The sequence below is a fragment of the Pseudomonas sp. GL93 genome, assembly GCF_003408955.1.
In the GTDB taxonomy this organism is placed as follows: Bacteria; Pseudomonadota; Gammaproteobacteria; order Pseudomonadales; family Pseudomonadaceae; genus Aquipseudomonas; species Aquipseudomonas paracarnis.
The window spans coordinates 162,299-184,820 of sequence record NZ_NKRF01000002.1; the positions used below are offsets into that span (position 1 = coordinate 162,299).

Below are 22,522 nucleotides of genomic sequence, written 5' to 3' on the forward strand. Positions count from 1 at the left end.
TTCAGACTCCTCAATTCAGTGGTGCGGTGGGACGCGGAGCGTCCGGGGCGGCATTCCCACGCGGAGCGTGGGAACGATCAGCGGCCAGGTCAAACCAGGTGCAGCGCGGTCAGCAGCATGTCGATGGCCTTGATCCCCACGAACGGCACCAACAGCCCACCCAGCCCATAGATCAGCAGATTGCGCCGCAACAACGCCGCCGCACTCGCCGCCTGCACGCGCACACCGCGCAGGGCCAATGGGATCAGCACCACGATAATCAGCGCGTTGAACACGATGGCCGAGAGGATCGCGCTCTGCGGGCTCTGCAAGTGCATGATGTTGAGCACGCCCAATTGCGGGTAGATCGAGGCGAACAGCGCCGGCAGGATCGCGAAGTACTTAGCCACGTCGTTGGCGATGGAAAAGGTCGTCAGCGCGCCACGGGTCACCAGCAGTTCCTTGCCGATCTGCACCACGTCCAGCAGTTTGGTCGGGTCGCTGTCGAGGTCGACCATGTTGGCGGCTTCGCGCGCGGCCTGGGTGCCGTCGTTCATCGCCATGCCGACGTCAGCCTGGGCCAGCGCCGGGGCGTCGTTGGCGCCGTCGCCGCACATGGCAACCAGACGACCATCGTTCTGCTCATGGCGAATACGCGCGAGTTTCTTCTCTGGCGTGGCTTCGGCCAGCACATCGTCCACCCCCGCTTCAGCGGCAATCGCGGCGGCGGTCAGCGGGTTGTCGCCAGTGACCATCACGGTGCGAATCCCCAACTTGCGCAACTCGGCAAAACGCTCACGGATACCTGGCTTGACCACGTCCTTGAGATGGATCGCCCCCAGCAACTTGCCATCGGCGCACACCAGCAAGGGCGTGCCGCCACTTTGGGCGATCTTGTCGATTTCCCGCGACAGCGCAGGCAGCAGGTCGCTGCGTTGCTGGCCGATAAACGCCAGCAGCGAGTCCACCGCGCCTTTACGGAACACACGGCCCTGGTAGTCGACACCGGACAAACGGGTCTCGGCGCTGAAGGGCACGGCGGTCAACGCCTCCAGGCTCGGCTCGGCCTGGGGGTGCAAGGCACGCAGGTATTCAACGATGGACTTGCCTTCCGCCGTGTCATCAGCCAGGGACGCCAGCAGCGCGCCTTCGGCCAATTCGCGACCACTGACGCCAGGCGCCGCCACCACGGCCGAGCAACGACGGTTACCAAAGGTGATGGTGCCGGTCTTGTCCAGCAACAGCACATGCACATCCCCCGCCGCTTCCACCGCGCGGCCAGACTTGGCGATCACGTTGAGCCGCACCAGGCGGTCCATGCCAGCAATCCCGATGGCCGACAACAAGCCGCCAATGGTGGTAGGAATCAGCGTCACCAGCAGTGCGACCAGGAACACCAAAGGCAAGCTGCCATTGGCGAAGTGGGCGAACGGCTGCAAGGTCACCACCACCAGCAGGAAGATCAGGGTCAGGCCGATCAGCAGGATATCCAGCGCGACTTCGTTGGGGGTTTTCTGGCGTTTGGCGCCCTCCACCAGCGCGATCATGCGGTCGAGGGTGGACTCGCCCGGGTTGGCGGTGATGCGGATCAGCAGCCAGTCTGACACCAGCCGCGTGTTGCCGGTGACGGCCGAGCGGTCGCCGCCGGACTCGCGGATGACCGGGGCGGATTCGCCAGTGATTGCTGCTTCATTGACCGCCGCAATCCCTTCGACGACCTCGCCATCACCGGGGATCATTTCCCCGGCGGCAACACGAACTACATCGCCTTTGCGCAGGCTGGTGGCCGGTACCACCTTGAAGCTGCCATCGGCTTCCTGGCGACGTGCGCTCAAGCCTTCGCTGCCAGCCTTGAGGCTGTCGGCACGGGCTTTGCCACGGCCTTCGGCGAGGGCCTCGGCGAAGTTGGCGAACAGCACGGTGAACCACAGCCACACGGCGATTTGCACCGCAACAAAAGTGGGCACGGTGGTATCCGGCACGAAGCACAATACGGTGGTGAGGATGGCGGTCAGCTCCACCACCAGCATCACTGGCGAGCGTTGCAGTTGGCGTGGGTCGAGCTTGACAAACGCTTGGACCAGGGCCGGGCGCCAGAGGGCCGAGATGGCAGTTTTGGCAGGCTCCTGGGGTTTGACCGGGGCCGCGTTTTTTGCAGGCATGTTCATTTTCATATCCCCTTAGAAGCCCATGCTCAGATGTTCAGCGATAGGCCCAAGCGCCAGCGTCGGCAGGAAAGTCAGGCCGCCCACCAGCAAAATGGTCACGGTCAACAGGGTCACAAACAGCGCACCATGGGTGGGGAAGCTGTTCTGGCCAATCGGCGCGGTCTTCTTCATCGCCAGGCTACCGGCCAGGGCCAGTACCGGGAGAATGTAGCCAAAGCGGCCGATCAGCATGCCCAGGCCCAGCATCAGGTTATGGAACGGGGTGTTGGCGCCGAGGCCAGCAAACGCCGAACCGTTGTTGGCACTGGCCGAGGTGTACGCGTAGAGCAACTGGCTGAAGCCATGGGGGCCAGGGTTACTGATAGCGCCTGCCGGGCCCGGCAGGCTGGCGGCGATAGCACTCAAGACCAATACGCCTACCGGCATCACCAGCAGGGTCACCACCAGCAATTGCACTTCCTTGGCCTGGAGTTTCTTGCCCAGGTATTCCGGGGTGCGGCCGATCATCAAGCCGGCAAGGAATACCGCGATGAGCACGTTAAGCAACATGCCGTACATGCCGGCACCGACACCACCAAAGATCACTTCGCCAACCATCATGTTGACCAGCGCCACCATCCCACTCAGGGGGCTGAGGCTGTCCTGCATGCCGTTGACCGACCCGTTGGAGGCTGCGGTGGTGGTCACCGACCACAGCACGGTACCGGTGGTGCCGAAGCGTGTTTCCTTGCCTTCCAACGGCGCGGTTTGCTCAACCGTCGGGTTGTTCAGGGTTGGATTGGGCTGGTACTCGGACCACAGCGACGTCGCGCCGCCGATCAAGAACAACGCCAGCATGCACGCCAGGATCGCCCGGCTCTGGCGCAGGTCCTTGACGTAATGGCCAAAGGTAAACACCAACGCCACCGGGATCAGAATGATCGAGGCCACTTCAAACAGGTTGGCCCAGGCCGTCGGGTCTTCGAACGGATGCGCCGAGTTCACGCCGAAGAAGCCACCGCCGTTGGTGCCCAATTGCTTGATCGCAATCTGGCTGGCGGCCGGCCCCAGGGGAATCACCTGATCCACGCCCTGCAGGGTGACGGCATCCACATAGTGAGCGAAGGTTTGCGGCACGCCCTGCCACACCAGGAACAGTGCGAGCACCAGGCACAACGGCAGCAGGCCGTAGAGGGTGGCGCGGGTCATGTCGACCCAGAAGTTGCCCAGGGTCTGGGCAGATTTGCGCCCGATCCCACGGCACAAGGCGACCAAGACGGCGAGACCGGTCGCCGCACTGACGAAGTTCTGCACCGTGAGGCCGGCCATCTGGCTGAGGTAACTCAAGGATGCCTCGCCGCTGTAGTTCTGCCAGTTGGTGTTGGTCATGAAACTGACGGCGGTGTTGAACGCCAGGGTCCATTCCTGGCCCGGCAGTTTTTGCGGGTTCAGTGGCAGGGAGCCCTGGAATAACAGGATCGAGAACAACAACAAGAAGCCCGCCAGGTTGAATGCGAGCAAGGCCAGCATGTATTTCTGCCAGCTCTGTTCCTGCTGCGCATCCACGCCCGAGAGGCGATAACAGGCTTTTTCGACAGGCCCCAATACGGGCGTGAGCCAAGTGCGCTGGCCTTCCATCACCTTGTAGTAGAACCGCCCCAGAAACGGTGCCGGCACCAGTACCACGGCAAAGAAGGCGATGATCAGCCAATAGTCATAACTGTGCATAGCCCGCTCCTAGTTCCGATCCGCGCGTAACAGCGCAACCAGCAGATAAATGAACAGCGCCACGGCCAATAGCAGTGACACTCCGTCCAGAACGCTCATGGAAGTCTCCCCTTCGTGCGGCGATTGCCGCGTGTGGGGGCATTGTCCGCAGGAGCGGTGTAAAGGAACGAGAGCGAGGGGCTGGGTGGGGCGTAAAGATGGCGTAAAGAGTGGGTTTATGCGGGGTTTACAGCGGGATTTGCAGTGGCTGGGAGGGCCTTTTCGCGGGCAAGCCCGGCTCCCACAGTGGAATGCATTCCAAATGTGGGAGCCGGGCTTGCCCGCGATGGCGGCAGGTCAGACACCGCCGCCCTTATCTGGTGCATTCCAAGCCACATTCAAACGCCAAACCGTCCCGCAGGCGACACCAGCACTGCTTTGCGACAGGGTTTCGTAGCCTGGCATAACCACTGCAACACCCTGAATCATTCCAACCCCTTCAGGGAGCACCCCACAATGAACACACAACTCAAACCCACCTTGGGCACCCTGCACCTATGGGGCATCGCCGTCGGGCTGGTGATCTCCGGCGAGTATTTCGGCTGGAGCTATGGCTGGGGTGTCGCCGGTACCTTGGGCTTTCTGGTGACCTCATTGATGGTCGCCGCGATGTACACCTGCTTTATCTTCAGCTTCACCGAACTGACCACTGCGATTCCCCACGCCGGAGGCCCCTTCGCCTACAGCCGTCGCGCCTTCGGTGAGAAAGGCGGCTTGATTGCCGGCCTGGCCACCTTGATCGAATTCGTCTTCGCCCCGCCCGCGATTGCCTTGGCCATTGGCGCGTACCTGAACGTGCAGTTCCCGGCACTCGACCCCAAGCACGCCGCCGTCGGCGCCTACATCGTGTTCATGGGCCTGAACATCCTCGGGGTCAAACTTGCCGCTACCTTCGAGTTGGTGGTCTGCGTGCTGGCCGTCGCCGAACTGTTGGTGTTCATGGGCGTAGTCGCCCCGGCGTTCAGCTTCAGCAATTTTGCCCTCAATGGCTGGGCCGGTTCCGACACCTTCGGCGCCCCGGCGATTGCCGGGATGTTCGCGGCAATCCCCTTCGCCATCTGGTTCTTCCTCGCCATCGAAGGCGCTGCCATGGCCGCCGAAGAAGCCAAGGACCCCAAGCGCACGATTCCAAAAGCCTACATCAGCGGCATCCTCACCCTGGTGATCCTGGCCATGGGCGTGATGTTCTTCGCTGGCGGCGTAGGCGACTGGCGCACCTTGTCGAACATCAACGACCCATTGCCCCAGGCGATGAAAACCGTAGTCGGCGAAAGCTCCGGCTGGTTGCACATGCTGGTATGGATTGGCCTGTTCGGCCTGGTGGCAAGCTTCCACGGCATCATCCTCGGCTACTCGCGCCAGTTCTTCGCCCTGGCCCGCGCCGGTTACCTGCCGTCTTTCCTGGCCAAACTCTCGCGTTTCCAGACGCCGCACCGCGCCATCCTCGCCGGCGGCGTGGTGGGTATCGCCGCCATCTACAGCGACGGCCTGATCAACCTGGGCGGCATGACCCTGACCGCCGCGATGATCACCATGGCGGTGTTTGGCGCCATTGTCATGTACATCATGAGCATGCTCAGCCTGTTCAAACTGCGTAAGACCGAGCCGCTGCTGGAACGCACCTTCCGCGCGCCGGGCTACCCCATCGTGCCGGGTATCGCGCTGGTACTGGCGGTGGTGTGCCTGGTGGCGATGGCCTGGTTCAATGCCTTGATCGGGCTGATCTTCCTGGGCTTTATGGCGGTGGGCTTCATCTACTTCCAGATGACCGCACAAGACCGCATCGATGCGCCGGCGGATGCAATGTTGACCGGACAATAGCGCCTATGAGGCAGAACGGGCCTACACTGAACTACTCAGAAAGCCCGTGACTCAAAGCAGTCATTACCGTGGGAAACTTTCCCACGGACATCTGCCTCAAGGAGAGCCTTATGCCGTGGTATGCATGGTTGATTATGGTAGTAGCGATCGGGTCGATCGTCGGTGGCCTGATGATGCTGCGTGACAGCGCCAACAAGGTGGAACTCACCGACGAGCAACGCAAACGCGTGGCCGAGCGCAATGCCCAGGCAGATGCCAAGGATGCACAAGACCGATAAACGCTTATTCCCCCGTGACGAGGGAGCTTGCTCCCGCTGGGCTGCGAAGCAGCCCCCCTACTCCCATGCCGCCTTGGCAATATGCAACCCATGTTGCCCCTTATAGGCCGCACGTTCCGGCTGGCTCCAACCACTGAGCAACTCATCCTCCAGCCTATAGATCTCAACCCCCAACGGTCGACACACCGTCAACGGGTCCTGCGCCTCCGGCCCCCACATCGGCAACGACAAGTCCCCACCCGGGCACGTCGACAACGCACACAGCAAATCAATCTCGGCAAAAAACTCCAGGTAATCGCCCTTCTTCGCCGGACAGGCTTTCATAAAGTACATGTCATCGTGATTGAGGCCCGTGCACTGGAAAATATTCAACACGTCATGCACATCGAATTCCGTCAGCCCATGGGGCAATACCGCACGCGTCAGGTTCGAGTGGCAATGGTGGTGAAAGTCCTCCCCGGTCAGCATACGGTTCACATAGGGGTCGCACCGCGTGCCCAACAAATCGTGCAAACGTCCACCGTGCTCATCAATGCCATAGCTGGCCAGGCTGTCCTCGGTGATCGTGACCAAGGGCCTTAGAAAGGGCAAGTTCGACCACAACCGATCATGGGTGCTGACATGCGCGCCTTGAAGCTGCCGGGTGCGCGACGCCCACAAGCGCTCGCGAGGGTCATTGGCGTTCCACACGTTGAAGTCGCCCACCTGCGGGCCCACCGGCGTGGTCACACGAAACACATGCCCCGCCGGCACCTTCCACGCTCTCCCCGTTCGAATCGGCACCTCGAACTGTTCGATCAACGTGCGCTGGGTTTTCTGATCACGAATACGCTCATAGAACGCCGTATCCACCTGCAACGCCGAACCTTTGCTGACCTGGTACGCGGCGGGATAGTCTTTGTACATGGGGCACTCCTCCATCAAGGGTGATCAAACAAAGCAAGGGAAAGGTGTTCTGAATCGTCCAGGTACAGGCTCATCGCCTCGCTGGCGGCCTGGGTTTGGTTGCGGGTTAGCAATGTGTATATCTCATGGTCACGCTCCAGCCAGGGTGACTGGAACCGCTGCTCATCCGGCGCGGCGCAGAACGCCAGGCGCAATTGGGCAATCACTTGGGCGAAGAACTCGTCGAACAACGGGCTGCCCATCAACGCGACGATCTGTTGGTGAAACATAAGACTGTGGGTGGCCACCGCTCGCCAATCTTCGCGCTCCCGGGCCAGGGTGGTGGCGTCGATGGCGTTTTGCATAAGTGTCGATTGAGCGTCCGTCAGCGGCCCGCTTTGCGCAATCGCCTGTAACTCCAGAGTGCGACGGACGACGAAGAGGTCGCGTACTTCTGCTCGCTCCAAGCGCCGAACCATCACGCCCTTATTGCGGATATAGCGAGTAAGGCCCTCCTGGCCGAGACGATGCAGCGCCTCGCGAATTGTATTGCGTGATGCGTTGTAGGCCTTGACCAGGTCGGCCTCGATCAGCGGCATGCCTGGCAACAGCCGGCCGCCGATGATGTCGGCGCGCAGTTCCAGGGCGATTCGGTCGGCTAAAGATAAAGTGAGTGGCATTGTTACCTCGAGATTGTTGAACAATCACTGAGAAAGAGGTAACCACGTTTCGTGCCAATGCTGCCTGCGAAGGGAAATCGCAAGGCCGGATAAAGGAAAGGCCGGTCATTAACCGGCCCTTCGCGCTGTTTTCAGATACTCAGTTAATGACCAACCTGTCGCGATTTTTCTCCAGCAGTGCCTTGCCGATGCCCTTTACTTCGAGCAGCTCATCCACCGCAGTGAACGGGCCGTTGCTTTCGCGATAGGCGATGATTGCTTTCGCCTTGGAAGCGCCGATACCGAAGAGATCGCGACGCAGGGTTTCGGCGTCGGCGGCGTTGAGGTTGACCTTGGTGGATTGCTCGGTCTTGGTCATCTGGGTGGAGATAGGGGTTGGGAGCTCCGGCTTGATGGACGGCGCAGCGGTGGTGGCGATGGAGAGGCTGGAGAGGAAGGCGAAGATGAGGGATGAGATGTAGAGGTTTTGCATTGGTGACGCTCCATGACATCGGTGAGGGAAAAGCAGCTTTTCCGAAGCTGCTTTTCTACGTTAGGCGATGGGTGGAGGGTGTCAAAAAAGGGTGAGTAACAGGGTGTGAACAGAGCCAAATTCACTCTTGTACGCTTTGCTCAGTACGCAGATACGCTAGGTTTGGATGCGTCATAGAGCGTTTAACTAACCTCTTCCCAGACCTCAGTTTCTTACTGGCGCAGCGTCACTGTGTTCTGCTGCGTCGATTTTTTGATATCACAGAAGCCCAGATCAGTCTCACATCGGTCCTGATACAACTTGGTTACAACATCGGTGCTGTAAATCTTGGTTGGCAACGAGGTCATCACGGTTTGCAGCTGGTATCTGGACTCGTAACAGACCTCGCGTGCCTTCAGCCGGGCAAATTAAGGTTCTGATTCTGGCCTGCTAGGATACTTCATACGCACCGCGCGGTTGTGTCAGGCGCAGTGAGCGATTTCCTCACTGACTAAGCCCTCGTCTTCCGGAATCAGCCAATGACCGTTGGTGCCTGCCCCACTCAGACTCTGCAACAGATGCGCGCCCCACAGGCCTTTGTCGAGCACTGTCAGACCATAAAAAGCGAATTTTTATCAGATAACCAGCAGGGTGAAAAATGATGGCACTGGAGGAGCCAAGCACATAAAATCACTGGCTAAATCTTCGTTCTAGAAATCGAGCAGCGGAAGCATGATAAAAAACATTCAGTACCTAAGGTTCTTGGCTGCCTTCTTAGTAATTCTAGCTCACGCAGATTTACAGATTTATGGAGTGCCAGCCCAGATAACTAACATGGGTGGATTTGGGGTAGATATTTTCTTTATAATCAGCGGATTCATAATGCCGTTTATTTTGTTTGGAGGTATGTACAAGCCAGGGGCGACCATGAAAATGAGCCCAGGAAAATTTCTTATGCGCAGGGTAATTAGAATCTGGCCAATGTATTTATTTACAATTTTGGCGGTTGCATTTATCTCTGCACTGATTGTAAGCGGCGTCATATCAAATCCCTCTCCAACCCTTTATTATTTCTTCAACCCGACAAAGCTAGAGCCTTCCTGGATTCTTGAAACCCTTACATTTACTCATTGGAGCAGACCACCAATTTTAAACATAGGATGGACTCTTCAGTACGAGTTCATCTTCTATACAGCGATCGCGTTAGTCATCTTCCTCAAGTCAAAAAAACTAGAGTCTTTAGAAATCTCCCTATTCGGAATATTCCTTTTATTCACGATAGTTAATGCCGCAACAGGAAACAAGTATGGCTTCATCAAAACAGTTTCCAGCCCAATAATATTTGAATTTATTATGGGCGTTATCCTATACAGGACTGTTTCCTCAGGCGTATTTCTGAGCAAGCCTTTATCTTTTTTAATCCTTATAACCGCAATACCGGCTTTAGTCTACACACAACTGAATATCGCCATAAATATTGACGCTCAATTTTATAGGCTCTTCATATGCGGAAGTTCTGCATTCCTAATAGTGTGGGCAGCCTTGAGCCTGGAAGGCGTGACAAAGGAAATAAAGTTCCTAGGACTCCTAGGCGACGCTTCATACAGCCTTTATCTTATGCACGGCGTGGTTTCACCATTATTCGTTTTTGCGTGGACAAAATTTGGATTAGAAAACATAGTAAACATATGGTTGTACATGATTCTCTATACAATCATTTGTCATATATTTGGGATTTTTGCCCACCTTAAGATTGAAAAACCAATCAACAAAGCTTTAATGAACCTTACTAAAAAGGAAAAACCATGCGCGCAACCGTCGCTTTAATATTTTTCATTTCAGCGAGTAATGCGCTCGCCAAAGACGGGCCTGATGGCGCTCCTATAGACGAAGACTTTCACTCTTGCCACAACCTTAATTGTAGTTCGGCAATGGTCAACAAGTTCAATACAGACAAGAAATCATTAACTGGAAGCACAGTATATGGAGAGACGTTCTATCTTGAGAGTGGAGCGCCTCGAAATCATAAGACCATATTCAAGCCAACAAAAATAAGCTTTGTGTATAGCCCGTACACTGGAGAAATCTTCAAGCCTGGAAAGGATTACAATCAAACGGCGGACGGTTTCGAAATCACACCAGACAGCTCAATGAAACTCGCCCCAACAGCGTTTTCAAGCAATATGAGTGCTGACGAAAGAAAAAATTACAACGTAAAAGTAACTCCAGCGTTTCAGGACTATCAGTACGCAGTAACATATAATAAAAAAGAAACACTAACACCCCTCAGCTACGGCTCGTTAGGGGATCTAGAAAAAAAATTTGGCCAGTCACCTGTGAAGGTTACATTTTTCGGGGACTCAATAACCTTGGGTGCAAACTCGACAAGTATTTATGTAGCACCAAACCAGCCAGGTTATGCTGACTTAGTAATGGCCTACCTAAATACTAAGTTCCCATCAACATTTGAGTATCGAAACAATTCCGTGGGAGGTTGGAATACTTTCAATGCAGTATCCGCATTGAGCTATAGAGTGCTTGACAAAAAAAGTGATCTCATCGTTCTTGGCTTTGGCATGAATGACAGCGGAGGAATTACTGCGGAACAATTCAAGAGCAACATGAAAAAAATCATTGCAGATATCCGAGCATATGACAAAACTGTTCCAATACTTCTAATAAGCAGTACAGTAGCAAATCCGGAAAGCAGCATTCAAAAGCAAGATCTTTTGGCTCAGCACCTTGCCAAACTCAGAGAAATAGAAACCGAGAATACGAACATCGCTTTGGTAGATATTACATCCACATGGCAGAAAATGCTTATCAACAAAAACTATCTTGATCTAACCGGTAACGGACTAAATCATCCAAATGACTTTGGTCATCGGATAATTGCAGAGTCCGTACTGACGACGATACTAGGTCCGAACTTTTGAGCTATAGAACCATCTTGAGAAATCCCTAATTCTTATAACTCGATCTCCCTCTCCCCCCGATATTCAAAACAGCATCTTTGAATATTGGGGGTTCCCGAATTCTAAAGGCAGCATCCGGATGTTCGTTAGGTCATCGCCTGAAGATTCTTCGCTCGGACTGCTTCATTCACAGCCAATGATTAACCGGACGGTTCTATCTTCCTCCACACCGCGCTAACACACTCGGCATGTAGGAAATAAGCGATGATCGCCTTCGCCGTGGATATCCTGACGCCGAACACATCGAGACGCAGGATTTTCGTCGTAGGCGTCCAGGTGGACCTGTACGTTTTAACCGGTGCAGCTTGCTCAGCATAAATAGATTGTACGGACGTGTGATCTGATGGATGGGGCTGCAGTGCTTGAGGCTCAGAGGCTAGTGAGGAAGTCAGGCTCAAGGAGGAAGATAGGTATTTTTGATTAGAGAAGCTCCATGAAATCGGTGGTGAGAGAAAAGCAGCTTTCCGAAGCTGCTTTCCAAATTCAGGCAATGTCCTGAATTCGTCAAAAGCTCCGCTACAACATATTAATCACGACCAAAACCGCCAAAATGCCTTTCCGTGGAATACTGCCTAAAGCCGTGATGACGTTTCAAAGTGCTGAAGCTAGAAACAATAGTTTAGACCTATCGATAGAATAGTGATCAGGGGCACAAATCTTCGTGCCGCGATTAAAAGGACCACTCATTGCTTCATCTTGCCGTGCGAATTGGATATCATGACATTTTTCGCAAAGAAGCGAGCCAAGACGAAATGCAAATATCGACAGACCTGTACTCTGTATCAGTTATCGGAACAGGAACGATGGGCAAGGGAATAGTGCAGATCCTCGCACAGTCGGATCAAATCTCGACTGTGATTTGGAAGGGCCGTAGCTTGGCGTCTGTTAAAGAGTCATTGATTGAGTTGGAGAATCAATGGGAGCGTCAGGTTAAAAAAAATCGACTTGATGGCAACCTTGCTAAACAGTATCGCGAGAAAATAGTTACCACCGATACATACTCAACTCTTTCTAACTCAAAACTAGTCATTGAAGCTGTTTCAGAGAGCATGAATGCAAAAAAAACCATATTTGAAGAATTATCAAAAATATCCTCTCCTGAAATGATACTAGCTTCAAACACTTCATCTCTGTCTATTACTGGCCTAGCGGCTACATGCACCTATCCTGAAAATGTTGTGGGTTTGCACTTCTTCAATCCCGCCCCAGTAATGAAGTTGACTGAAATAATAGCAGGCCTAGCCACATCAAAACCGACACTTGATTGGGTAGTTAGTTTTTCCAAATCCTTAGGAAAAGAACCGGTCATTGTCAATGAAGCTCCAGGTTTTATTGTCAACCGAATGTTAATCCCAATGATCAATGAGGCAATCGGGATCCTTGCAGAAGGTGTTGCAACCGCAGAGGAAATTGATAAGGCAATGCGCTACGGCGCAAACCACCCAATAGGTCCACTAGCACTCGCGGATCTTATTGGTAATGACGTAAATCTCTCAATTATGGAAACACTTCATAATGAAACGGGTGACCCGAAATATCGGGCTCACGCTTTGTTAAGAAAAATGGTTAGAGCCAATCACCTTGGCAGAAAGACCGGTCAAGGATTTTATAAATACTAACCACCAATAACGCATTGACTATTTCAAGTTTGTTGTAAAAACGGAGAACTCGATGATACACCCAACTGCAATTATAGATCACGGAGCCAAAATAGGCAGCAATGTAAGCATCGGTCCATACAGCATTGTTCACAAAAATTCAATAATTGGAGACAACACTGAAATCGGTGCGTACTGCGAGATAGGGTTACCGTCTAAGCTCGCAAATAATCGTCCACTAGTCATTGGCGACGGAGCAGTTATACGCTCCCATAGCGTATTCTATGAAGGCTCCACGTTCGGAAAAAAATTGATTACAGGTCATAGAGTCACAGTAAGAGAACTAACGACTGCTGGAGATGGTTTCCAAATTGGTACACTTGGTGATATACAAGGTCACTGTGAAATAGGCGACTATGTGAAATGCCACAGTAATGTGCATATTGGACAGCATTCGAAAATTGGAAACTACGTATGGATTTTCCCTTACGTTGTTCTTACTAATGATCCACATCCACCTAGTGAGGTTATGGCAGGAGTAACGATTGAAGACTTCGCAGTTATTGCGACAATGTCCGTAGTACTACCTGGGGTCACTATCAAAAAAGGGGCGTTGGTAGGTGCTCATAGCTCGGTCAACAAAGATGTGAATCCAGACTCTGTAGTAGCAGGGTCACCGGCTAAGTTTATCTGCGGGACCGAAAAAATAAAACTGAAAGACGGATCCGGAAATCACGCCTATCCGTGGCGTAGACATTTCCATCGTGGATATCCAGAAGCGGCGGTGGCCGAGTGGATTAAAGAGTTTTCCTAAACACGATCGACACCGCTAGTTCACATGAATAATAGCCCTATACCGGGCTATTATCACTGAAAAATCCATCTACCTAAATTAAGATCCGCAATGATTGTGCCATTACGCTTTAAGGATCAAGGCTCTAAGCGACGTTGCTGGTAGATCCAATCCACTATTTCTCCGTCCGGAGTATAGCCACTGACAGTGTCACGCAAAAGCTGGCGGACACGAGCGTAGTCATCTTGATCAACGGCAGCGAGCAACTCAGAGAGCTTCAGCTTCAGCGCCTCCCAAGCTAAGTGCTCTTCATTTGCACTCATAATCATAGGATGTTGAGTAGCGACAACGTTATCGCCTATTAACAACTCTTCATATAGTTTTTCACCTGGACGCAATCCGGTGAACTCTACTGAAATATCCCCATGGGGATTTCTTTCTGAACGAACACTCAGTCCGGAAAGGTGAATCATTTTCTCGGCCAATTCTACGATTTTTACGGGCTCCCCCATATCTAAAACAAACACATCGCCGCCTAATCCCATTGATCCGGCCTGAATTACCAACTGGGCCGCTTCAGGAATTGTCATAAAATAACGGGTAATCTTAGGGTGCGTCACCGTCAGCGGACCGCCGGATTTTATTTGTTTGTGAAATAGAGGTATTACCGAGCCAGACGAACCCAGCACATTACCAAATCGCACCATAGTAAAACGGGTTTTGTTTACTCTCGAAACATTAGATTTATCACCAAACAATACAGGTGCCTGCTCTCGACTAAGAGCCTGAAGGACTAACTCAGCCAAGCGCTTAGTGCTGCCCATCACGTTAGTAGGGCGAACTGCCTTATCGGTAGAGATCAGGACAAAGTTAGAAACCCCTGCCTGCAGCGCCGCCTGAGCGGTATTTAAAGTCCCAATAACATTATTGAGAACTCCCTCAGCAATATTATGCTCCACCATAGGCACATGCTTATAGGCCGCCGCATGATAAACTGTATTTACGTGCCACGTTTTCATAACATCAAGTAATTTTTCCTGATTGCGTACTGATCCCAAGATAGGTAGCAATCTAACCGATAGCGACTCGCGCGCTATACGCTGCTCCAGTTCAGATAAGATACTATATAGATTGAACTCACTATGTTCAAACAAAAGCAATGTCGTCGGGCGCAAAGCTAATATTTGGCGACAAAGTTCAGAGCCTATAGAGCCTCCCGCCCCAGTCACTAAAACACTTTGCTCTTTAATACAATGTTCGAGCAAATCTCCTTGAGCCGGCACCGAATCTCGTCCCAACAAGTCAGCAATATCGACTTCCTGAATATCATCTACCTTAACTCGGCCACTGGCGAGATCCATGAATCCAGGAACACTGCGCACATGCAAAGGAAAAGCTTCTAATAAGCCAAGAATCTCCCTGCGGCGAGAGCGATTGGATGAAGGGATAGCTAGAAGAATCTCTTGGGCCCCCGTCACATCAATCATTTGCTGAATGTGCTTGGGTTTGTATACCTGCAGTCCAGATATAACTCGATCCGCAATACCACTATCATCGTCGATGAACGCAACAGGACGCATAACACGCCCCATACGTAGCGCCGCAACCAATTGATTACCCGCCGCTCCAGCGCCATAAATAGCTACACGAGTTAAACCATCGTCTCGACTAGTAAAGGGTACATGCTGCGCGGCCGCAAACCAATCGCCCAAAAAATATTGACGCATTGCCAGTCTCAGCCCGCCAATCATTATCAGGCTCAACCACCAGTAGTTAAAAATGATAGATCGTGGCACAACGTTTTCATGATTACTGTACCAATAAACAACGACACCTAAAATCAGCGAGGAAAGACTTACGGCCTTAATAATTGCTATCAGCGCATCATTACCAAAGTAACGCATTACCGCCCGATACATACCGAAACGAATGAATAAGGGAATTGCGACAATAGGCGCTGCGACAAAAAGCCATCGATGCGTAGAAAAAGGATAAATAGACTCATCAATACCTAGGCGAACAACAAATGCCATCCACAGTGCCAGCCACACAAGCACGATATCGGAAAATACCTGCAGAATACGCTTCTGCCGTCGAGGCAGACTCAATAACCGAGTACGTATCTTATCCATAAATCCTTATAACCCCTCTAATAGCTCACTGCATACACTTGGTAGATCAACAAAAAACAACATCTGCACTTCATTACCAAGACGTTACAGTTTTTCTTCTAAAGACCCTGCACCAAATTTCAGCGCCAATAAAAATAACGGCACATAGGCAACCAACAGCATCAATATTCCATCCAGCTTGAACTTAACCATACATACTGCAAGCGGTAACAACCAGAATAGGTTAATCAGAACAACGCCAATCGTCACCGGTTTATGAGCCCCATAGTGACGAGATGCGAACTGATAAGCATGACTGCGGTGAGCCTCGTACACTTTGTCACCACGCAGGAGACGGCGTACTAATGTGAATGTGGCATCAACAATAAACACCCCTAATAGGATCAGCCATGCCCAAAATAAATCGGGGGAAACCCACGCAGCCTGAAGAGAAAGGATACCCAAAGTGATGCCCAGAAAACCGCTACCAGCATCACCCATGAAGATTCGGGCTGGCGGGTAGTTCCAATACAAAAACCCGCAGACTGCCAGCGCAAGAATCAGTGGGGTAACACTGAAACCGTGGCCACTTAAAAAATAGACAATGCAGCCCCCTACACATACACAAATTGCTTCTACGCTGGCGAGACCATCTATTCCATCCATGAAGTTGTACAAATTCAGCATCCAAACAAGATACGTCGCGGCCAGGATGTGGCCGAACCAACCCAAGTCCAGTACAAATCCGAAAGCCTCGACCGGCGACATACCGCCAATCCAATAGAGTGCCCAGGCCGCAGCTATGAAATGGCCCAGTAAACGCCACCGTGCTGCAATATGGCCATGATCATCAAGAAACCCAATCAACGCTATCAAGGCTCCCGCGCCACTTAACGAAATCAGGTAGCTAGAAGAGAGTCCGTTTGAAGCGCCCAGAAAAGGCAGAACAGCCAGAAATGATAAAACAATTGCTACCCCGCCACCGCGTGGAGTTGGCATATCATGAGAGCTGCGAGCGTTCGGCACATCCATCAGGCCCCGAGACAAAGCATATTTGCGAAGAAGCCCGGTCAACACCAATGCCAGTGCAAACACCGCTGCAAGAAGCCACCACACCATATAAAACACCCTTGTGATATTTTTGCGATCAGATCATTAGAGATCGAGGCTCTTGCGATAGCTGTCGCCTGACTTTATTAACGCGGCCTCGGTATCTTCTGGTGCTTTCCAGTCAAGTAATCGCCTGCTTTTACTGGAGTCGATCACCAGCGATCCACATAATTGCTGAAGCATCGCTTTTTTGCCAAAAAAGCCAGCAGCCATCATCATAAACCCTACTGGCACAGGCAGCAATTTTTGCTTTTTCAACACTCCATCGCCCAGCCTCAGTAAAATATCGGGCAAAGAAAGATCATTTCCATCCGATATCAAAAAAAGTTCATGTGCAGCTTTAGGATGTATAACACAGACTGCGATGAAGTCCGCAAGATTATTCAAACTCACCATACTTCGCTTATTACGAACACACCCAAACGGCAGGGGAATGCCCATCGATACTAACTTAAGCAAACGCCTGAAATTTCCTGGCGCATTACCAGCATAAACCAATGGCGGACGTATGATAACGAGTTCCATATCAGTACCATTTATCAAAACTGTAAGTTGCTCTTCGGCTTCCAGTTTCGACACTGCATAAGGGGCATGTGGCGCTGCGGGCGACGATTCGCTAAACGGTTTATCGAATGTCTGTGCACCATTGACGCCGATGGAGCTGATAAACACAAAACGTTTGACTCCTGACGCTAGGCAAGCTCTCGCCAAATTGATCGTAGCATCACGATTCACCGCCCTAAAGGCAGCTAAAGGATCCTTCGCATCATCATTAAGTTGGTGAGCTCGAGCAGCCAAATGAATAACACAGTCGATATCTTTGAGTGCGGTCTCAAGTATAGAAGGATCACTAAAATCTCCAGCAACATACTCGACCCCAGCCAAACCGCCAGGCTTGGAACGCACTAGCGCTCGCACAGAGTGACCGCCATGGAGGAGGCGGGGACATACAGCTTGACCGATAAAGCCATTAGCACCTGTTACGAGCACTTTATTCATCGTTGAGCCACCTCAAAAATTTCGTCCATCCAGCCTTCAAGCCGATAAGAATGATAAATATCGCCGTGGACATCACGATAAGGCGTCGTCAAAAACTTATCAGGAATTACTGGAGTTCTTCTATCGACGATACAGATATTATTCTCATCAAAGAAATCATAGTGACGAACGCTTTGATTAGTAGTCACCAATTTTTTTCGCGCCCCTAGCGTTTCCAGAGTTCGCATAGTTAACCCCGTTTGGTTGGGGTGTTCGATATCGAGAATGCAACCAGACGCATTAAATACAGCCTGAACTTCACCCTTATTTAAGGGTGAAAATTTAAAGTCAGTAAATTTCGCACTACGAAAGGAGCGGTTGGTAATTTTATATAGCCAATAGACCCAAGAAGCTTGTAAAAAAAGATATAAATATGCCTTGGCCTTCTTATCCAAGACTGCTGAAACTTTTGACGCTACCGCGTATCGATCAGTATGCGCCGTACCGATAAAGCTGATATCCCACTCAATAGCGGATTGGGAAGGAGCCTCAAAGCCAGAGGTAAAAAATAATGGCCTGAAGTTAATACCATGCTTCTTCGCATCCTCGCGATCAAAAGTAAACTTAACATCAAAGTACTTTAAATTATCAATAGCCCAACGTCGATTTCCGAATGAGTCCCACATATACAAAACAAATTTTGCACGCGGGTAATACTGATGCCAGCGCTCTAAGGTAAGTGATGATAGGGTCTGACCATTGATTACAAATACATAATCGTAATCCTGCTGCTTCAAGCTCTCCAATTGGGTTTCGTAAAAACGATCCGCAGCGCCTATCACTAACTCTCGACTTACACGGGTTATTGCCTTAAGAAGAGGAGTGTCGAAAGGTCGATCTAGAAGAAAATCGACCAGCGCACCTCTTCTGCTAAGTTCATCACGAATTTCGTTCTCATAGCTAAAAAAACGAGGTGCAATATAGAGAACTTTTTTACCTTGCAAGGAGTATTTCAAGCTATAGATTCCGGCTTTTGAGAATTTTGGCAGGAATCCCGCCTACTACTACATCATTACCAATACTTTGCAATAGTACCGCATTTGCAGCGACCGTCACATGGTTACCCAACTGAATGCCACCTAGAACCTTCGCCCCACTACCTACCAGCACGTCATCACCGATAATCGGCCTGTGTGCCGCATCATAGGTAAAGTCAAGATCTTTGGCACCCAGTGTCACGCCTTGATAGATAACCGCATTTTTTCCAATACTGATAGCGCCGATGACAGTGCCGTGGGTATGGGGAAAGAACAATCCAGGACCAATCTTGCATGCAACAGCAATCTCAATCCCAAACATCAGAAAATTAATCAACGAAAAAAACTTTGCTAACACGCCAATTCCCATCACGTGAAAACGATGAGCAAGCCGATAAAGTAATACCGGTGCAAATCTTGGCGACAGCATACTCAGCCAAAGTTTTAAGCCTTTTAATGGTTTGGTTAGACCAAATAGTTCGCGTTGACGCGCAATATCTGCAACCAGTAACTGACGCAATCCCAACGCGCACGGCACGTCCATATTCATCCCTCAGCTCATCAATTTTCTATCACGAAGTTCTTGGTTGGCTTTATCAAGTAAATCTTCTGGAACAGGTTGTTGCTCCACCCAATCAGCGAACCTTTTCAAACCTTCCTTCAATGAAACCTTAGGAACCAGGCCCAGTACACTTTTCAACCGGGTCACATCAGCATAATTGTGACGAATATCACCTATACGAAACTCTCCAGTTACGACGATATTGGGCTCTTTGCCAAATGCGCGAGAAAGCTCTTGGGCGACCTCCTTGACAGAGGTAGGTACGCCGCTCCCCACGTTAATAACTGTATTGATAGGTGACTCTGATGTAACGCCCTTCAACAAAGCATCAGTTACATCATCGACGTGTACAAAGTCACGGCTTTCTTCTCCATCCTCAAACAATGGTAATTCGCTACCGCGACGAATTTTAGTCGAAAATATAGAAAGAATGCCGGTGTAAGGGTTATTTAGAGACTGTCGTTCACCGTAGACATTCTGCAGCCGAAAGATACCGTAACCGATCCCCATGGATTGGCAACCAATACGGACCAGATCCTCCTGTGCATATTTGGTCGCCGCGTAGATTGATGACGGAGCAATCTGATCCGTTTCACGCGTCGGAACAACTTGCAATGTAGCCGAGGTCTCTGGGCAGACAGGTTCCCACTGCCCCTTAGAAAGAGCCTCACCTGTTCTTGCGAGCGGGCAGATACGTACTTGTGGCTGGGCAGGGTTCACATAAGCCCCTTCTCCGTAAACCGAACGACTGGAAGAGAGGATAACCCGCTTCACACGGTGATCGGCCATCTTCCCCAGCACATCGAACATCAGCGCAGTGCCTTGAGAGTTCACCTCGTTATAACGAGCGACTTCGTACATGGACTGCCCGGTCCCTGTTTCTGCCGCCAGATGGATAACCGCATCTACTCCCTGTAGGGCAGTAGCCCAGTCAGTCATAGATGTGACACTGCCGCGAATGAATTCGACATTTTCTTGATTCAACCAGTCGAGATCAGTAGGCAGCAAACCGTGGACCTGAACAGTCAGAGGATCTAGCACCCTGACCGTCATTCCTGAACCTAAAATTTTAGGAATCAGATGTGATCCAATAAATCCGGCACCACCTGTAACCAATACTTTATATCCGCTCATCATACTTCCTCTTGAAAAATCTAAATTCGTTATCACGCTACAATAATACCGGCAAACAATTTAAGCTCGCCCTCAACCCTCAACGACAGGATGAATCGATCGCATTGAACGCCTACGAAAAAAATAATAGGCGTATAAAATGAAACAGATAGCAAACTGAAATAACGTCGGCAGCAGAAAAAACATATCGTAAAAAATGGAAAACGTGAGAATTTGAAATGACACTGTATAGGCAAAAATCCCCCAAGGCTTACCCTTCAATGCCAGGATATACGTATAACAACAAATCACTTGCACTATCAACACCGAAAAAAAACCGCCAACCGGGCCAAAGTCAGATACCGACCCAGCATAAATAGTAGACGTATTTAAGTTTCGATCAACAAAAACAAACAAATCATTGCGAGAATCAATCTCAAAAAAGTTTCGTACAATCGTCGGCAACATATTAGAGAATGTATAAGAAAACCCTCCAGCCGGAATGAGTGAATCTATATTATGAAAAAGGTTACTTAAGCCTGCGGTCAAATAAACATAAAACCATAAAAAACCACTGGGTAACCCGGCAAACACTTCTGCCGTCTGCCCGGACACGAGATACGAAAACGGGTTGGCTGTTTGCCTCAAGTCACCTATATAACCAAACGCTACAATCACCAATACTAATCCGAGCACCAATCCAAAAATCTTCTTAGTGTTCAACTTAGTCAACAAAAACAGAACACAAGCCATCTGAAGAAGACCACCCAGCAATATACCTCGACCTAGCATGGATATAGGCCAGCACAACAGCACAAGAATTAAAACTACAAATTTTATCCTTCGTAATTTTAAAAACAAATAACACGCCATAGAGAGTGCTTGAAGATAAAAAGCATTCATCACCCCATGAAAAGAAGGAATTCCGAACTCGGTATATAATCGTGTATCACCGACCAACTTCCAATATAATGGAAAACCTCCTGAGTAGGCTATCTCCGCAACTGTACCTAACAACCAAACAAAAAGAACAAATTTTAAAAACCGTCTCACCGTATCCAAAAAAAACCAATCATCTGGAATATGACTTTCTCTTTTGCTTCCCCCCCCTAAAAAAAAGTAGGCCAACAAAATACTTAACATATTAAGTACAATTAGCGTTACGCCAACCAGGGAAAAGTCGACTAAGTTTGAAGTCAATCCCAGGGAGTATAAAAAGAGAACCAACCCCCAGGCTGCAAAGTAAACAAAAACCGGATTTATCATATTTAAATATTACGCTTAAGTAAATTTTTTATCTTAGGCAAGGACGTTGACACAAAAGATAAAACCCACTTCTGACTTAGCAGATCAAGTACCGTGAGAGTAAGAATGCGCTTAAATCCAACCGAGTAATTTCTAAAGTATTTTTTAAGCGCTACAATTTTTTCGGCATTGCCTTTTACCACCTGCCGATATAGCTCACCCAAGAGATACCGATACCCACCTTTCATACACGTGTCTTGAAGTTTTTTATTCGTAGGGTGTGCAGCAGAAACTACCGAGAGGGTTTTAAGCGACTCATCCAATAGCTCAAAGGTACGCTCACTGGCACCCAAACCGTGCTTACGGTACTTCCCATACACACCGTGAAGCTCTTGAACCTTCCCTTTCAAAGCCACCTCAATAGAGAAAATCCAATCAGTTACAACAGGAAAGTCAGGATGAAACCCATGAGCCGGGCAGGCCGAACGCCTGACCATTATCGAAGAAGCGCCGGGTATTCCGCCCTTAGCGATCAAGTCGTAGACATCCCGCACTTGTTCCTTCTCGGTGGTATTTGTTGTAAAGAGAACTTCCCCAGTCTGATGGACAAATACGTCGACTCCATGATAGGAAATCGTAACTTCAGGATCTTCAAACAATGCGACTTGGGCAGAAAGCTTCCCTGGTAAAAAAAGATCATCGCCCCCCAACAACGCGACCAACTCCCCTTCACAGGCAAAAAAGGCAGTATTTGAGTTTCCCGTAATACCCAAATTTATCTTGTTATAAACCCCCCTCACAATCCCAGGAAAACGTATCTCATAATCGCGAATTACATTCGCAGTTCCGTCAGTTGACGCATCATCAGAAATAACAATTTCAAAATTCGGATAATCTTGTGCCAGAACGCTCTCAATCGTATCAGAAATTAAATCTTCCTGATTATAAGTAACCACCATCACTGAAACTTTTGGAAAACGCTCTGTCACAGA

At 50.4% G+C, this 22,522-nt stretch carries 20 protein-coding genes; 6 read left to right on the forward strand and 14 right to left on the reverse strand.

The features are described from left to right. Positions 1–89: 89 nt before the first annotated feature. From kdpB to kdpF, 3 genes are read right to left on the reverse strand one after another with little or no spacing between them, the layout of a single operon-like run. Positions 90–2,147, reverse strand: a complete 2,058-nt coding sequence (gene kdpB, locus CER19_RS00850; RefSeq protein WP_175556200.1) for a potassium-transporting ATPase subunit KdpB — start codon at positions 2,145–2,147, stop codon at positions 90–92. Positions 2,148–2,159: 12 nt separating this feature from the next. Continuing rightward, positions 2,160–3,854 carry a potassium-transporting ATPase subunit KdpA gene (kdpA, locus tag CER19_RS00855; RefSeq protein WP_116665042.1) on the reverse strand — a complete coding sequence of 565 codons (1,695 nt, stop codon included), beginning with the start codon at positions 3,852–3,854 and terminating at the stop codon, positions 2,160–2,162. Positions 3,855–3,863: 9 nt separating this feature from the next. Continuing rightward, positions 3,864–3,953 (reverse strand): K(+)-transporting ATPase subunit F, encoded by a 90-nt coding sequence (gene kdpF / locus CER19_RS00860; RefSeq protein WP_003218754.1) that lies wholly within the window; start codon positions 3,951–3,953, stop codon positions 3,864–3,866. 396 nt (positions 3,954–4,349) lie between these two features. On the opposite strand from kdpF, the gene eat reads away from it, so the two are divergent. Together eat and CER19_RS00870 are read left to right on the forward strand one after the other, a co-directional pair. After that, entirely contained in the window at positions 4,350–5,714 is a 1,365-nt protein-coding gene (eat, locus tag CER19_RS00865) for an ethanolamine permease (protein ID WP_116665043.1), read from the forward strand. Positions 5,715–5,824: 110 nt separating this feature from the next. Further along, on the forward strand, positions 5,825–5,992 hold the full coding sequence (locus CER19_RS00870) for a DUF2897 family protein (RefSeq protein ID WP_003172675.1): 168 nt from the start codon (positions 5,825–5,827) through the stop codon (positions 5,990–5,992). Between the two features lie 57 nt (positions 5,993–6,049). Here the strand turns inward: CER19_RS00870 and CER19_RS00875 are convergent, their stop codons facing one another. The 3 genes from CER19_RS00875 to CER19_RS00885 all read right to left on the reverse strand — a co-directional run bounded on the left by CER19_RS00875 (position 6,050) and on the right by CER19_RS00885 (position 8,029). Continuing rightward, positions 6,050–6,898 (reverse strand): DUF1989 domain-containing protein, encoded by an 849-nt coding sequence (locus CER19_RS00875; protein ID WP_116665044.1) that lies wholly within the window; start codon positions 6,896–6,898, stop codon positions 6,050–6,052. A gap of 14 nt (positions 6,899–6,912) precedes the next feature. Beyond that, positions 6,913–7,557, reverse strand: a complete 645-nt coding sequence (locus CER19_RS00880; protein WP_116665045.1) for a GntR family transcriptional regulator — start codon at positions 7,555–7,557, stop codon at positions 6,913–6,915. Between the two features lie 139 nt (positions 7,558–7,696). After that, positions 7,697–8,029 (reverse strand): ComEA family DNA-binding protein, encoded by a 333-nt coding sequence (locus tag CER19_RS00885; RefSeq protein WP_116665046.1) that lies wholly within the window; start codon positions 8,027–8,029, stop codon positions 7,697–7,699. 711 nt (positions 8,030–8,740) lie between these two features. On the opposite strand from CER19_RS00885, the gene CER19_RS00890 reads away from it, so the two are divergent. The 4 genes from CER19_RS00890 (at position 8,741) to CER19_RS00905 (ending at position 13,395) form a co-directional block, all read left to right on the forward strand. Beyond that, entirely contained in the window at positions 8,741–9,835 is a 1,095-nt protein-coding gene (locus CER19_RS00890) for an acyltransferase (protein WP_116665047.1), read from the forward strand. After that, a complete protein-coding gene (locus tag CER19_RS00895; protein ID WP_116665048.1) occupies positions 9,814–10,944 on the forward strand; it encodes an SGNH/GDSL hydrolase family protein in 1,131 nt (376 codons plus the stop codon). Before CER19_RS00890 ends, CER19_RS00895 begins: the two co-directional genes overlap by 22 nt. 725 nt (positions 10,945–11,669) lie before the next feature. Then, positions 11,670–12,602, forward strand: coding sequence for a 3-hydroxyacyl-CoA dehydrogenase family protein (locus tag CER19_RS00900; RefSeq protein ID WP_256660351.1), 933 nt, complete (start codon positions 11,670–11,672; stop codon positions 12,600–12,602). A 52-nt stretch (positions 12,603–12,654) separates the two neighbouring features. Then, positions 12,655–13,395, forward strand: a complete 741-nt coding sequence (locus tag CER19_RS00905; protein ID WP_116665049.1) for an N-acetyltransferase — start codon at positions 12,655–12,657, stop codon at positions 13,393–13,395. A gap of 116 nt (positions 13,396–13,511) precedes the next feature. On the opposite strand, the gene CER19_RS00910 is transcribed toward CER19_RS00905, so the two are convergent. The 8 genes from CER19_RS00910 to CER19_RS00945 form a co-directional block, all read right to left on the reverse strand. Continuing rightward, a complete protein-coding gene (locus CER19_RS00910) occupies positions 13,512–15,506 on the reverse strand; it encodes a nucleoside-diphosphate sugar epimerase/dehydratase (protein WP_116665050.1) in 1,995 nt (664 codons plus the stop codon). Positions 15,507–15,590: 84 nt separating this feature from the next. Then, complete coding sequence (locus tag CER19_RS00915; RefSeq protein WP_116665051.1) at positions 15,591–16,604, reverse strand: glycosyltransferase family 4 protein; 1,014 nt, start codon at positions 16,602–16,604, stop codon at positions 15,591–15,593. 36 nt (positions 16,605–16,640) lie between these two features. Further along, the gene (locus CER19_RS00920; protein WP_116665052.1) at positions 16,641–17,594 is read right to left on the reverse strand and encodes an NAD-dependent epimerase/dehydratase family protein; all 954 of its coding nucleotides are present in this window, start codon (positions 17,592–17,594) and stop codon (positions 16,641–16,643) included. After that, a complete protein-coding gene (locus CER19_RS00925; RefSeq protein WP_116665053.1) occupies positions 17,591–18,589 on the reverse strand; it encodes a hypothetical protein in 999 nt (332 codons plus the stop codon). Before CER19_RS00925 ends, CER19_RS00920 begins: the two co-directional genes overlap by 4 nt. Position 18,590: 1 nt before the next feature. Beyond that, positions 18,591–19,160 (reverse strand): serine O-acetyltransferase, encoded by a 570-nt coding sequence (locus CER19_RS00930; protein WP_116665054.1) that lies wholly within the window; start codon positions 19,158–19,160, stop codon positions 18,591–18,593. A gap of 3 nt (positions 19,161–19,163) precedes the next feature. Then, positions 19,164–20,306 carry an NAD-dependent epimerase/dehydratase family protein gene (locus CER19_RS00935; protein WP_116665162.1) on the reverse strand — a complete coding sequence of 381 codons (1,143 nt, stop codon included), beginning with the start codon at positions 20,304–20,306 and terminating at the stop codon, positions 19,164–19,166. 72 nt (positions 20,307–20,378) lie between these two features. Next, a complete protein-coding gene (locus tag CER19_RS00940; RefSeq protein WP_116665055.1) occupies positions 20,379–21,551 on the reverse strand; it encodes an O-antigen polymerase in 1,173 nt (390 codons plus the stop codon). Positions 21,552–21,553: 2 nt separating this feature from the next. Next, on the reverse strand, positions 21,554–22,519 hold the full coding sequence (locus tag CER19_RS00945; protein WP_133298293.1) for a glycosyltransferase: 966 nt from the start codon (positions 22,517–22,519) through the stop codon (positions 21,554–21,556). Positions 22,520–22,522: the final 3 nt, after the last annotated feature.